9 protein-coding genes and 5 pseudogenes are annotated in these 12,687 nt (G+C 70.1%); 6 read left to right on the top strand and 8 right to left on the bottom strand.

The features are described 5' to 3' along the window. Positions 1 to 140: 140 nt before the first annotated feature. From ACZ63H_RS37685 to ACZ63H_RS37665, 5 genes are read right to left on the bottom strand one after another with little or no spacing between them, the layout of a single operon-like run. The gene (locus ACZ63H_RS37685) at positions 141 to 407 is read right to left on the bottom strand and encodes a Rieske (2Fe-2S) protein (protein ID WP_469872972.1); all 267 of its coding nucleotides are present in this window, start codon (positions 405 to 407) and stop codon (positions 141 to 143) included. After that, positions 404 to 1,258, bottom strand: coding sequence for an iron-containing redox enzyme family protein (locus ACZ63H_RS37680; RefSeq protein ID WP_469872971.1), 855 nt, complete (start codon positions 1,256 to 1,258; stop codon positions 404 to 406). Before ACZ63H_RS37680 ends, ACZ63H_RS37685 begins: the two co-directional genes overlap by 4 nt. 22 nt (positions 1,259 to 1,280) lie before the next feature. Then, on the bottom strand, positions 1,281 to 2,102 hold the full coding sequence (locus ACZ63H_RS37675; protein ID WP_469872970.1) for a dihydrodipicolinate synthase family protein: 822 nt from the start codon (positions 2,100 to 2,102) through the stop codon (positions 1,281 to 1,283). Next, positions 2,095 to 2,604 carry a DUF6190 family protein gene (locus tag ACZ63H_RS37670; protein ID WP_469872969.1) on the bottom strand — a complete coding sequence of 170 codons (510 nt, stop codon included), beginning with the start codon at positions 2,602 to 2,604 and terminating at the stop codon, positions 2,095 to 2,097. Before ACZ63H_RS37670 ends, ACZ63H_RS37675 begins: the two co-directional genes overlap by 8 nt. Then, on the bottom strand, positions 2,594 to 3,748 hold the full coding sequence (locus ACZ63H_RS37665) for an aminotransferase class I/II-fold pyridoxal phosphate-dependent enzyme (protein WP_469872968.1): 1,155 nt from the start codon (positions 3,746 to 3,748) through the stop codon (positions 2,594 to 2,596). Before ACZ63H_RS37665 ends, ACZ63H_RS37670 begins: the two co-directional genes overlap by 11 nt. A 332-nt stretch (positions 3,749 to 4,080) precedes the next feature. Here ACZ63H_RS37665 and ACZ63H_RS37660 point away from each other — a divergent pair, with 332 nt between their 5' ends. The 6 genes and pseudogenes from ACZ63H_RS37660 to ACZ63H_RS37635 all read left to right on the top strand — a co-directional run. Then, positions 4,081 to 4,704, top strand: coding sequence for a GntR family transcriptional regulator (locus ACZ63H_RS37660; protein WP_469872973.1), 624 nt, complete (start codon positions 4,081 to 4,083; stop codon positions 4,702 to 4,704). Beyond that, a complete protein-coding gene (locus ACZ63H_RS37655; protein ID WP_469872967.1) occupies positions 4,704 to 5,459 on the top strand; it encodes a DsbA family oxidoreductase in 756 nt (251 codons plus the stop codon). Before ACZ63H_RS37660 ends, ACZ63H_RS37655 begins: the two co-directional genes overlap by 1 nt. Before the next feature lie 236 nt (positions 5,460 to 5,695). Next, the gene (gene aceE / locus ACZ63H_RS37650; RefSeq protein WP_469872966.1) at positions 5,696 to 8,350 is read left to right on the top strand and encodes a pyruvate dehydrogenase (acetyl-transferring), homodimeric type; all 2,655 of its coding nucleotides are present in this window, start codon (positions 5,696 to 5,698) and stop codon (positions 8,348 to 8,350) included. A gap of 12 nt (positions 8,351 to 8,362) precedes the next feature. Beyond that, positions 8,363 to 9,646 (top strand): annotated as a pseudogene (sucB, locus tag ACZ63H_RS37645) (2-oxoglutarate dehydrogenase, E2 component, dihydrolipoamide succinyltransferase); the annotation flags it as partial. Positions 9,647 to 9,831: 185 nt separating this feature from the next. Further along, positions 9,832 to 9,937: pseudogene (locus tag ACZ63H_RS37640) on the top strand (IS5/IS1182 family transposase); the annotation flags it as partial. 123 nt (positions 9,938 to 10,060) lie between these two features. Continuing rightward, positions 10,061 to 10,556 (top strand): annotated as a pseudogene (locus ACZ63H_RS37635) (winged helix-turn-helix domain-containing protein); the annotation flags it as partial. On the opposite strand, the pseudogene ACZ63H_RS37630 reads toward ACZ63H_RS37635, so the two are convergent. From ACZ63H_RS37630 to ACZ63H_RS37620, 3 genes and pseudogenes are all read right to left on the bottom strand, one after another. Next, positions 10,554 to 10,696: pseudogene (locus ACZ63H_RS37630) on the bottom strand (helix-turn-helix domain-containing protein); the annotation flags it as partial. The pseudogenes ACZ63H_RS37635 and ACZ63H_RS37630 sit on opposite strands and share 3 nt — an antisense overlap. A gap of 957 nt (positions 10,697 to 11,653) precedes the next feature. Further along, entirely contained in the window at positions 11,654 to 11,983 is a 330-nt protein-coding gene (locus ACZ63H_RS37625) for an SH3 domain-containing protein (RefSeq protein WP_469872965.1), read from the bottom strand. Between the two features lie 239 nt (positions 11,984 to 12,222). Next, a pseudogene (locus ACZ63H_RS37620) lies at positions 12,223 to 12,588 on the bottom strand (helix-turn-helix transcriptional regulator); the annotation flags it as partial. Positions 12,589 to 12,687: the final 99 nt, after the last annotated feature.

Here is a 12,687-nt window from a genome sequence, read left to right as displayed (position 1 = left end):
AGCCCAGCAGGGTCCCCCCCCACCCCCCCACCACCCCCCCCCCCCCCCCCCCCCCCCCCCCCCCCCCCCCCCCTCCCTCCCCCCCCCCCCCCCCCCCCCCCCCCCCCCCCCCCCCCCCCCCCCCCCCCCCCCCCCCCGCTTCAGGACCGTTCCGCCGCCTCGTCGATCCGCCGGGAGCACAGGGCGCGCCCGCTGGGGCCGGCCATGAGCGCACCGGTCTCCAGGCTATAGCTGGAGTGGTGCAGTGGACAGGTGATGCGCAGCGCACGGGTGTTCACGTACCCGTGGGCCAGATGTCCGCGGCGGTGCGGGCAGAACGCCTCGACCTCGTACTGCTTGTCGCCGACGGTGACCTTCAGTGTGTCGTCACCGGTCTGTTCGATGGTCACCTCCGGTGAGCGCTTCACGGTGCCGTCCGCTGCGCCGAGGCGACCGCGGCTTCGGTGGCCGCGCCCAGGATCTCGCTGGCCAGCATGAAACCGGTCCACACCTTCGCCGGCTGGAGGTCCGCCTCCGCGTCGAACTCCCGGATCGCGTTCTGGAGTTCCTTCGCGTGGAAGTTGTCGATGTGCAGGTGCTCGGTGTAGTACCGCGCGCCTTCCAGGCCGAGCCGGGTCGCGCCGTCGGCGAAGCACTTGAACGCGTAGAGGATGCTGGACTCCAGGTAGCACAGGCATCCGAGGAAGTACTCGGGGCGGGGCGCCCGCGTCGCCGCCCAGAAGAACATGTTGACGTAGTCGAACGTCTCCGCGTTGGTGCTGTGCAGGTAGTCCCGCTCGTCCTGCGACAGGCCGAGTTCCCCGGCGAGCTCCCGGTAGATGTTGAAGTGGGCCTGGTCCAGGTTCCCGCAGCCGAACTCGTCGACCAGGACACGGAAGATGGCCATCTTGGCCCGCCTGGGCAGCCGCCAGACGATAGGCAGGAAGGACTCCGACTCCGTCAGGCCGTCCACCGCGAACTGCGCCACGACCTCGCGGAACTGGTTGCGGGTCAGGTCTTCGGCCAGAACGCGCTCGCACTCGGGCGGGTCGGTCTCCTCCTGCGCCAGGCGCTCTTTGATCAGGCGCATCAGGTCGGCCCGGTCCGCCATGGGCGGGGCCGAGGCCTCGATACGGGCCGCGCGCCGGGCTATCTGGTCCTCTTCGAGGGCGATCAGCTCACGCAGTTCATCAGGCGTCGGAATGGAACGGTTGAGTGCGAAAAGACGGGCCTGGGGAGTGAGCCGGCCGGTGACCGCGGGGGTCGCGGTGATGGTCATGGGTGTCTCCTCCTTCGCGAGGTCAGTCGACGGGCAGGCCGGTGCCGATGACGCCCCGGGCCGCGAGTTCCTTCTTGATGTGCACGTACCAGTCCTCGGCGTCGAGCTTGTAGCGCCTGCTCAGTTCGTCGACGCGCGCCTGCTGCATCCCGTCGGGGTCCGCGAGGGCGGCCCGGCACGCCTCCGGCTCCAGGTTCGCCAGCGAACCGATGAACCCGGCGGTTCCCGTCACCTTGGTGATCAGGTGCTCCCAGCCCTGGAACACGGGCACGCCCGGGTCGGAGGCCAGGACCCGCCGGGTGAACTCCTCGTCGGCGCTGGACTCCTTGACGCCGATCACGCTCGGCAGCGCGCAGGCCTGGGCGAGCTCGGCCGCGTTCAGCGACCACCCCGAAACCTCGTGCTCGCAGTAGAGGAAGATCGGCAGGTCGCTGTCGCGCTCGACGGCGCGGACGTGCTCGACGAAGCCGAGCTGGTTGCTCTCCGTCTTGCCGAACGGCGGCGGCACGACGACCGCGTCGGCGCCGAGGGAGGCCGCCAGTTCGCTGCGGCCGACGATCAGCGGGGCGAAGCCGAGTTCCGCGCCCGCCAGCACCGGCAGGCCGCGGGCGTGGCGCACGGTGTAGCGGACCATGTCCATCCACTGCGTGAGGGACAGCTTCCATCCCTCGCCGGAGCTGAGCGCCGGCATGAACCCGTCCACGCTGCCGTGCAGGGTGTCCAGCAGGCGGGCAACGGAGGCCTCGTCCACCTTGCCGTTCTCGTCGATGGGCGTGACGAGGGGGACGATCACCCCTCTCAGCTCGCGCAGGCGCGCCACGTTGCGCGCCTTTCGATCAGACACGGGCATGGTCGACCTCCAGGACGAGTGACGTGCGGTACAGACCGGCCAGCGGTTCCGGGAAGCTCCCTGCGGACGCCTGGTCGGGGGCGCCGACGGCCAGGCCGTTGTCGGCCAGCCTCAGCAGGCGGGGGTTGACCGTGACCAGCCGGGCGCCGGCGGTGACGGCGGAGGCCAGCAGGAGCTTCTCGCGCAGCGACAGGGCGGCCGTCTCGGGCAGGTCGGCGGCGACCTTCCAGACGTCCTCCGTGTAGGGAGTGCGCTTGATCGGCATGGTGCTGTGCAGGACGTCCATGAACGGGTAGTAGGCGTCCTGTGTCTCGCGCGGCAGGCCCCAGACAACGTCGTCGCAGCGCCCCACCTCCTCGTACGTCATCCACACCCGGTCGTGCAGGTGCCGGGCGAAGAAGGCGGCGCAGGCCTGCCGGACGTCCGGTTCGGCGGCGTGCATCCCCATGAAGAGGGACGCGTCGATGTACGTCTCGGTACGCGGGTCAGCCGGCAAGGGAATCCACCACCTCGCGCAGCGTGACCACGGCCTCCTCGAACTCCGAGGCGTCCCGGGCCAGCGCCATGCGGACGTAGCGCTCGCCCTTCTCCGGGGTGTGCCAGAAGAAGTAGGTGCCCGGCAGGACGTAGACGTCGTGCTCGGTGAGCTTTCGCTGGAGGTCCGTGGCCTTCAGGTTCTCGTCCGTGATCCGGAACCAGGCGACGCTGACGTTGACGGCCGGGTCGATGTGTTCCAGCAGGCTGCCGGCGAGGACCTTCTGCGCGGTCTCGCGGTTCGTCGAGACGACGTCGCGGATCGACTTCATGTTGTCGGCGATGGAGTCCTCGACGTAGCGGGTGAGGAAGTTGAGGATGAACGGGGAGACGTCCAGCAGGACGCTCGTGTGGATGTTGTAGACCTCCTCGTGGAGGTCGGCGCTGCAGGTGAGCATGGCGCATTTGGCGTCCTGCAGCGGCCAGGTCTTGCCGGTGTCCTCGAGCGCGATGTACCGCACGCCCGACTCGTCGAGCAGTTTGTACAGGTCGAAGCGGCCGAAGCGCGGGTCGGCCAGGGCGAAGGCGGCGAAGCACAGGTCGACGACGAAGAGTTTGTCGTGGTCGACGCAGTAGCGGACGACTTCCTCGAAGCCCTTGCGGCCGTGCTGGAGGAGCGTGAACCCGGTCGGGTTGTTCGGGTCGACGAGGAACAGGGCGTCGGTCTCCACGTGCCGGACGAGTTCGTCGTAGATCCGGTCGGCGTCGTGCAGGACGCTCTCCGGGATCGGCCGCGGGCTGACACCGACGTTCTTCAGCACGTCGGGCAGGTTGTCGAAGCACGGCTCGATCAGCGAGATGGATATGTCGTTGCGGCTCAGGTACATGCCGGCGACGAGGGTGGAGATGGACGCGGCGTAGGAGAGCATGGTCGTGTCCCTGCGGACGCTGTCCTGGCCGTGGAGGCGGAAGAATGCCTCTTTGAACTGGTTCTCCAGGTCGATCTGGCGGGACTTCTCGGCTTCGTACCACAGCTCGGGCAGGTTCGCGACGATGTCCCGCTGGGTCGGCGACTGCTCCTGGTGGGTGTGTGCGTCCGCGAGGTTGTGCCGGGTCTGCAGGGCCTGGATCTCGTGCTGAGTTAGGTCGAGCAGCTGCTCGGTCATGCTTCTCCCTGGGCGATGCCGACCGGCCGTCGGATGCACCGTTGTCCGATGACAGGGCGTCCAAGAGCCGATCCGGCGAGGCGAGTGATGGAAAAGCGCGCTGCGGCGCTGGTGAGAAATCGACTGTTCGCGAGGCCGGGCCCACACCCGGCGCATCCGATACGTGACAACAGAGGCTTGCCACGGACGCGGTTGGTCGTTCGAGTACCGTAACCGATGATCGATCATTGCTCAAATAGTCTGAGCCGAGGAGAACTGAGTTGTCCCTTCCCACGAACCCCGCGGTGCCCGCATCCTCCCCGCCCCCCAGAGCCGCCAGGTCGGGCGCCACCCTGGAGCGGGTGCCCCTGCACGAACGCGTGCGGATCTTCGTCCTCGAAGGCCTGGTGGCCGGCCGCTGGGAACCCGGCGACCGGATCGTGGAGCGCCGCATCGCGCTCGAACTGGGCGTCAGCCAGGCGCCGGTGCGCGAGGCACTGCGCGAGCTGGAGACCATGGAACTCGTGACCTCCACGCCCAACAAAGGCGTGCGGGTACGGGAGCTGACCCTGGATCAGCTGCGCGACGTGTACCTTGTGCGTGCCTCCCTCGAACGGCGCGCGGTGATGCTGGCCGCCCCCCGTCTGGCCGGGAACGTCGCTGCGCTCGAGCGGCACCTGCTCGCCATGCGCCGGGCCGCGACCGGCGGGGACGCCGACGACCAGGCCCTGCACGGTGTGGCCTTCCACCGCGCCATCGTCTACGCCTGCGGGAACCCGGTACTGATCCGGCACTGGGACTGGCTCGGCGTCGAGGCCTGGACCCGCCTCTCCCTGCGGTGGCTGCGCACCGAGCTGCACGACAACGCGGAGGACCACGAGGAGATCGTCGAGGGCCTGCGCCGGGGCGATCCGCACCTGGGACGCCTGATGGAGCTGCACATCATGGACTACGCACACGAATCGAGGAACGCCTGATGCCGACGGCCGATCCCCTGCACCCCGTGGACGACCTGCCACCGCACGACGTCACGCGGCTCGCCGACCCCCGGACCACCACGCCCCCCGGCACCCTGACGGTCTTCTCCGACATCTGGTGCTCGTTCGCGCACGTCGCCCTGTACCGCCTGCACAGCACGCGGGAGCGGCTGGGACTGACCGAACGGGTGCGGATCGACCACCGCGCCTTCCCCCTGGAGATGTTCAACGACGGACCGAGCCCGCGCCGGGGCACCGACTCCGAGGTCGGGGGGATCGCGCACATCGAGCCGGACGCCGGCTGGCAGATGTGGCGCTCGCCTGACTGGAAGTTCCCGTCCACCTCGCTGTTCGCGCTGGAGGCCGTGCAGCTGGCCAAGGAGCAGGGACTCGAGGCCGCCGAGGCGCTCGACCTGGCCATACGGCAGGCGTTCTGGGCGCACAGCCGGCCCATCGGCGCCCGTTCGGAGATCATCGCCCTTGCCCGCGAGACGCCGGGGGTGCGCGACGACCTGATCGCCGCGGGGCTGGACGACGGCCGGGCCCGCCGCCTGGTGACCCTCGACTTCCAGTGCGCCCGCCGCCACCAGGTGCGGTGCAGTCCGCACGTGTTCGCCTCCGACGGCAGCGAATGGGCCAACCCTGGCGTCGAGGCGACCTGGCACGGTGCCTACGGAACCGGCTTCCCCGAGGTCACCCGGGACGATCCCGCCGCGTGGGAGACCGTCCTGCGCACCGCCGCCGACCTGGCCTAGGCCTCCTGACTCACGCCCAGTTTTGATCGATCATTGAAAACTTACTGACTGGTAGCAATTGACCACGCGACCTGACGGCACGTAGTTTCTGCTGTGAGGAATCGATCTTCCATTATGCGGAAGTAAATAGTCGCGAGGGTTTCGACGACCAGTCGGCCGGTTTCACCCACACAACCGGCCGCCGCCAAGTGGCCTACCCGGTTCCGGTCTGGCCCGCGTCACAGAAGGGCGATCCCATGTCCCCGAACCACCAGCTGGACCAGCTGCCGGAACCTGATCCGCAGGAGGTGGCCGAATGGCTCGCCTCCGTGGACGGCGCGGTCGGCGCCGTCGGGCCACAGCGCACCGCGCGGCTGCTGCGACGGGTCGTCGATCACGCCCGCCGGGCGGGGGTACCGCTGCCGCCGCCGTCCGTGACCCCGTACGTCAACACCATCCCGACCGCCGCCGAACCGGCCTACCCCGGCGACGAGGCGATGGAGGCGCGGATCACGGCGTGGAACAGGTGGAACGCCGCCGCCATGGTCACCCGCGGAAACGAACGAGGTGGCCTTGGCGGGCACATGGCCACCTACGCCTCGGCCGCCTGGCTCTACGAGGTCGGCTTCCAGCACTTCTTCAAGGGCAAGGACGCCGACGGCAGCGGTGACCAGCTCTACATCCAGGGCCACGCCTCGCCCGGCGTGTACGCCCGCGCCTTCCTCGAAGGCCGGCTGAGCGAGGCCGAGCTGGACCGCTTCCGGATGGAGGCCGGCGGTGGCGGTCTGCCCTCCTACCCGCACCCTCGGCGACTGCCCTGGCTGTGGGAGTTCCCGACCGTGTCCATGGGGCTCGGCCCGCTCTCGGCGATCTACCAGGCCCGGTTCAACCGCTACCTGCACCACCGTGGGATCAAGGACACCAGCCACAGCCACGTCTGGGCCTTCCTCGGCGACGGCGAGATGGACGAGCCGGAGTCCACCGCGGCCCTAGCCCTCGCCGCCCGCGAGGAACTCGACAATCTCACGTTCGTCATCAACTGCAACCTGCAGCGCCTGGACGGCCCGGTGCGCGGCAACTTCAAGATCATGCAGGAGCTGGAGGCCCAGTTCCGCGCGGCCGGCTGGAACGTCGTCAAGGTCCCCTGGGGCGTGGAGTGGGACGGCCTGCTGGCCGCAGACTCCGACGGCTCGCTCCTCGACGCCCTCGACACCCTGCCCGACGGCCAATTGCAGACATTCGCCGCCCGGGACGGGGCGTACATCCGCGAGCGCCTGTTCACCGGCGCTCTCGCCGACCTCGCCCGCCCCTACAGCGACGAGGACCTCGCCCGGATCGTCGGCACCTCGCGAGGCGGACACGAACCCCGCAAGGTCCACGCCGCCTACCGAGCGGCCCTCGACCACCGCGGCGCGCCGACGGTCGTCCTGCTGCAGACGGTCAAGGGCTGGACGCTCGGCCCCGGCTTCGAGTCGCGCAACGCCAACCACCAGATGAAGAAGCTGTCCGGCAAGGAGTTCCGCGCGATGCGCGACCTCCTGGAGCTGCCCATCCCCGACTCCCGGCTGGGCGAAGGCCTGGTTCCCTACGCGCACCCCGGGGCGGACTCCGAGGAAATCGCCTACCTCCAAGAGCGCCGCCGTGCGCTCGGTGGCCCCGCTCCCGCCCGCCGGGTCGTCGCCCGCCCGCTGCCCGCCCCCGCCGACAAGCCGTTCGCGGCGCTGGCCAAGGGCTCGGGCAACCAGGAGATCGCCACCACCATGGCCTTCGTCCGCTTGGTCAAGGAATTGATGCGGGAGAAGGAGACCGGCGCGCGCTGGGTGCCCATCGTCCCGGACGAGGCCCGCACCTTCGGCATGGAGTCGCTGTTCCCGTCCGCCGGGATCTACTCCCCCAAGGGGCAGACCTACGAGCCCGTCGACCGCGACCAGCTCCTCTACTACAAGGAGTCCACCGCCGGCCAGATCCTCAACGAGGGCATCACCGAGGCCGGTTCCCTCGCCTCCTTCACCGCCGCCGCGACGTCGTACGCGACGCACGGCGAACCGATGATCCCCTTCTACATCTTCTACTCGATGTTCGGATGGCAGCGGACGGCCGACCAGTTCTGGGCGCTGGCCGACCAGCTGGGCCGGGGCTTCGTCATCGGCGCCACCGCGGGACGCACCACCATGACCGGCGAGGGCCTCCAGCACGCGGACGGCCACTCGCACCTCATCGCCTCCACCAACCCCGCCTGCCTCCCCTACGACCCCGCCTTCGCCTACGAGGTCGGCGTGATCGTCCGCGAGGGGCTGCGGCGCATGCACGGCGAGAGCCCGGAGGACGTCTTCTACTACCTCACCGTCTACAACGAGACCAAACTCCAGCCACCGATGCCGCAGGGAGAGGGGATCGAGCAGGGGATCCTGCGAGGTCTGTACCGCTACCGGCCGGCCGACGCCGCCGCCGCGGACGCCCCGCGCCTGCAACTGCTCGCCTCCGGGACGGCCATCCACTGGATCCTCCAGGCCCAGGAGCTGCTGGCCGCCGACTGGAACGTGGCCGCCGACGTGTGGTCCGCCCCCTCCTGGACGCTGCTGCGCCGCGACGCGATGGAGGCCGAGGCCCAGGGCCGCACCCCCTACGTCACCGAGGCGCTGGCCAGCACGCCGGGCCCGGTGCTCGCGGTGTCCGACTGGATGCGCGCCGTTCCCGACCAGATCGCCCCCTGGGTGCCGCAGCAGTGGACCTCCATGGGCACCGACGGCTTCGGCCTCTCCGACAACCGAGCCAACGTGCGCCGCCACTTCGGTGTCGACGCCGAGTCCATCGTCGTACACGCCCTGCGCACGCTCGCCGCCCGCGGCGACGTGAAGCCGGACATGCCCGACGCCGCCGCCCGGCGCTACGGCCTGGCCGGGAAGGAGTGAACTGCCGTGTCCGTTTCTGTCACCCTGCCGGCCCTCGGGGAGAGCGTCACCGAGGGAATCGTCACCCGCTGGCTGAAGGAGGTCGGCGAGGAGGTCGCTCAGGACGAGCCGCTCCTGGAGGTCTCCACGGACAAGGTCGACACCGAGATCCCCTCACCCGCCGCCGGTGTGATCCTGAAGATCACCGTCGGTGAGGACGAGACCGCCCGGGTGGGCGCCGAACTCGCCGTCATCGGTGCGCCCGGCACCGTGGTGACGCCGCCGCCCGCACCCGCTCCGGCCCCCGCCGACCCAGCCCCGCCCACTCCGGCCCCGCCCGCCCCCGCTCTGGCCGTTCCTGCCCCGCCCGCCCCCGCCGACGCGACCGGCGCGGACGACGGCGCCTACGTGACCCCGCTGGTGCGCCGGCTCGCCGCCGAGAGCGGCGTGGACCTGGCGACCGTCCAGGGCACCGGCATCGGCGGCCGCGTCCGCAAGCAGGACGTCATCGTCGCCGCCGAGGCCGCCAGGGCCGCCGCGGCGGCCCCGGCTCCGGCCGCCGCCCCGACGGCACCGCCCCCGGAGGCGTCCGCGCTGCGCGGCCGGACGGTCAAGCTCACGCGCATTCGCAAGGCCATCGCGGACAACATGCACAGGGCGTTGCAGGAGCAGGCCCAGCTGTCCTCCGTCGTCGAGGTCGACACCACGAAGCTGATGAGGCTCCGTGCCGAGGCCAAGGACGGCTTCGCTGCCCGCGAGGGCGTCAAGCTCTCCCCGATGCCGTTCTTCGTCAAGGCCGCCGTCCAGGCGCTGAAGGCCCACCCGGTCGTCAACGCCCGCCTCGACTACGACGAGGGCACGATCACCTACTTCGACCACGAGAACGTCGGCATCGCCGTCGACTCGGAGAAGGGGCTGATGACCCCGGTCATCAAGGGCGCGGGTGAGCTGAACATCGCGGGCATCGCCAGGAGGACGGCGGAACTGGCCGACAAGGTTCGCACCGGCAGGATCACCCCGGACGATCTGGTTGGCGCCACCTTCACGATCTCCAACACGGGTTCGCGCGGTGCGCTCTTCGACACGGTCATCGTCCCGCCCGACCAAGTCGCCATCCTGGGAGTCGGCGCCACGGTCAAACGCCCGGTCGTCCTCTCCGACCCGGCACTGGGCGACACCATCGCTGTGCGTGACATGACCTTCGTGACGCTCTCCTACGACCACCGTCTGGTGGACGGCGCCGACGCGGCCCGCTACCTGACCTCGGTCAAGCAGATCCTGGAGGCGGGCGAGTTCGCCGCCGAACTGGGGCTGTGACAACGGCAGGACCGACCGGACCGCCGGCCCGCCGGTGAACGGACGGGTCCCGAGGCGCTCCACCGCCCTCGGGGCCCGCCCGTCGGCTCACCCGGTCGGGTGACGGGGCACCGTCCTCATCGCCGTCGCGCTGGCCACCCCGTCCGTACTCGTGCGGGTGACGCACTGACACGAAACCGAGAGATCGCAACCGGTTCTCGGAGAACGTGCAGGTCATCGTGGACGCCGACCCGCTTGGTGGTGGCCGCGGCCCGCCCAGTACCCGGCACCATGGCAGACGCGAACCTTTGGACGCTGCGCCAGCGGTTCGGTACGGGCCCGTCCGGAGACGGCTTCGCATCCCATTGGTAGGTACTACTGAGGTTTTCGGCTTGTCGTCGGGTACTGACGGTTCACGATCGTCGAGGTATGCCGGTGAGATATCCGGAGGGTGGGGGGCCTGACCGCTGACCGTCGGGCATTTCGTGAGGGGATCCGGCTTCTGGCTGGCGAGCGGTTCACAGTGGGTGAGAAGACCGCGGTGATCGCGAAGGACCTGCGGGTGAGTGTGCGGTCGGTGGAACGCTGGCGCCGAGCCTGGCGCGAAGGCGGTCTGGAAGCCCTGCGTTCCGCGGGCCCGGCGAACTCCCCGACCGTCACAGACATCCAGTCTGCCGGACTGGAAGAAGAACTCGCCAAAGGCCCGGCAGCGCACGGCTTCGACGATCAGCGGTGGACCCTTCTGCGAGTGCAGACGGTGATCCACCGCCGTTTGCGGGTGACCCTGTCCGTGGCGACGATGTGGCGACTACTGAAAAGGCACGGCTGGTCCTGGCAGGCGCCCGCCCGCCGTGCTCTGCAGCGCGACGAGCACGCGATGGAGCTGTGGAAGAAGGAGGCGTGGCCGCAGGTAAAAGCCTCGCAGCGCCGAACGCCGCCACGGTCCTTCTATGTTTGGCCAGGTCTCCTTCACCCAGCCGGCCACCAGGTTCTCGTCCCGCTCGATCGCCCGCCGGGCGGGCCCTGGCAGCTCCAGCCGTGCCGCTTGAGCAGGGCGGCCACCCCTTCAACCCGCGAAGCGGTGACTCCCCGACGAGCTGGTGCAAACGCAAACCGCCTGGAACGCCGCCTACGACGCGCTCGCCGCACCCCGCCCCCGCACCACCACTGCCCTGCGCGGCCGCCTGCGGCGCCTGTCCGTACGGCTGTGGTGAGGAGGTCTTCACTCCAGACGGGACCTACCTCGAACACCGACCGGCTTGCCCGTGAGACACGAGCGCCGGCCGATTCCAGGCTGTTCAAGCACCCAGCACGCGTGTCTTCAATGCCCCGGGACAGCCCACCTAGTCCGGTTGCTGTGCCACGCCCATGCCCGTCCGCCTGCCCCCGGCCGCCGTCGCGCCTGATTCAGCCCACGCCGCCCTAGTTCCGGCCCGCGCCGTCATGCCACGCTGCCCACAGAACTTTGGCGTCCCGTACGACGACGCCGTCGCGCGAGAGAGGTACTGCTGCTCGCGGCGGGCCCACCCGCCACGGGGCGTTGCCGCTCGTCCGGTGGTCCGCCGTCCGGTACGCCCTGTTCAGCTCGGGGCCGCTGCCTGATTTCGCCGCCCCCGACAGCCGTGCGTGCCAGCCCCGCGCAGAGGCCGCGGTCGGCGTGCGGTCGATAGGGCCGGCCAGCCTCCGGACATGACTCGCCCGGCACTTGTCCTTCCTTACCCCCGAGCGCGGTCGGACGCGAGGACCAGGCGCGCCCGGCCGGCCGCGCCCGGCCCGCTCGCACGCGCCGTGCCGATGGCTGCCCGTGCCCGCGTGCTGTCGGACGCTGCGAGGTCGGACCAGTCCGGAACTGCTGGGGTGCGACGGCGGCCCCCGCGAGCGGGGGTGCTCGCGGGGGCCGACAAGGGTGAACGGGCTGGTAGAGCTGGTAGACGGATGGGCGTTGCACTCGCCGTCCTCGGGCTGGTGAGAGCGCCTGAGCCTACAGCTTCGGCTCATTCCGCTCGCGGCAGATCCGTCTGTGGCCGCTCAGCAGTCCAGATAGGCGGCGTGGATCCAGACCCCGGTCCGGCCGCCCCAGAGGTCGCCCATGACCCAGGAGCCCTCCTGGGCCCTGGCGTTCATTTTCTGGCCCTTGTTCACCTTGCCCAGGACCGGGTAATTGGTGCCCGGGCCGCCGCGGTAGTTGACGCCGTTGTCATTGACCGTGCAGACCAGGCCCTTGGCCACAGCCGGGGCGCTGACGGCAGGCGAGGCGGTGCTGCTGGGCGCTGTCTGTGCTGTGGCCGGAGCCCCGGCGAGCAGGAGCCCGCCGAGCGCGGCAGCTGTTGCCAGGGCAGTGCGGTGTCGTAGAAGCATGGTCGGCCTTTCGCCTCGGGACACGGGCCCCGTCCTGGGCCCGGTCACCCTCTTTCGGTGTTCTGCCGGCGGTGGTGCGCGCGGCGGGAGTGAGCCGGGACTGCTGCTGACCGGCCAGGACGCTTTATTGTCCTGACCGTCTCCCAGGTTTCGCCGGCTGATGATCCCGCTCGCCCTCCGCGCTGAGTCCAGCATTCCCTCCTGTCGGGGCCGCGTCGTTGGCACAGAGTGACCGCCTCTTAACCGAGCGTCTCCTCTCGGAAGTCGCGAGGTGGCATGCCGTGAAGCCGGCGGAAGGCGCGGGAGAAGTCCGCGGGGTGCCGAAAGCCCCAGCGGGCGGCGATGACATGCACTGGCGTGGTCCGCTGGCCGGGATCGGCAAGGTCGCGGCGGGCGCGCTCTAGACGCTGCTCACGGATCCAGGCGGCGATGGTGCGGCCATCCGGTCGGAAAATTCGGTGCAGGTAACCGACGGAGATGTGGTGGGCCGCGGCGATCGCGCCGGGGGAGAGGTCAGGATCAGCCAGGTGGGAGAGCGCGAAGCTGCGGATACGCATCCGCAGAGCCTGACGATGTCCCTCCTCGGGCAGCCGGTAATCCGAGTCGTTTACAAGTCATCTCATTTGGCTGGGTAGGCTGCTGCCGTGGCGGGGATCGTTGAGCGGCTGGTGCCGGATGAGCTGTGGGAGCTGTTCCAGCGGGTG

It is taken from the genome of Streptomyces sp. NPDC104831, assembly GCF_055583025.1.
This window is presented reverse-complemented; position numbering and strand designations above follow the sequence as displayed.

Bases quoted from the DNA above. Each gene is read 5' to 3' on its own strand.
- ACZ63H_RS37680 (WP_469872971.1), bottom strand. From the start codon at position 1,258: ATGACCATCACCGCGACCCCCGCGGTCACCGGCCGGCTCACTCCCCAG.
- ACZ63H_RS37665 (WP_469872968.1), bottom strand. From the start codon at position 3,748: ATGACCGAGCAGCTGCTCGACCTAACTCAGCACGAGATCCAGGCCCTG.
- ACZ63H_RS37655 (WP_469872967.1), top strand. From the start codon at position 4,704: ATGCCGACGGCCGATCCCCTGCACCCCGTGGACGACCTGCCACCGCAC.
- aceE (WP_469872966.1), top strand. From the start codon at position 5,696: ATGTCCCCGAACCACCAGCTGGACCAGCTGCCGGAACCTGATCCGCAG.
- ACZ63H_RS37625 (WP_469872965.1), bottom strand. From the start codon at position 11,983: ATGCTTCTACGACACCGCACTGCCCTGGCAACAGCTGCCGCGCTCGGC.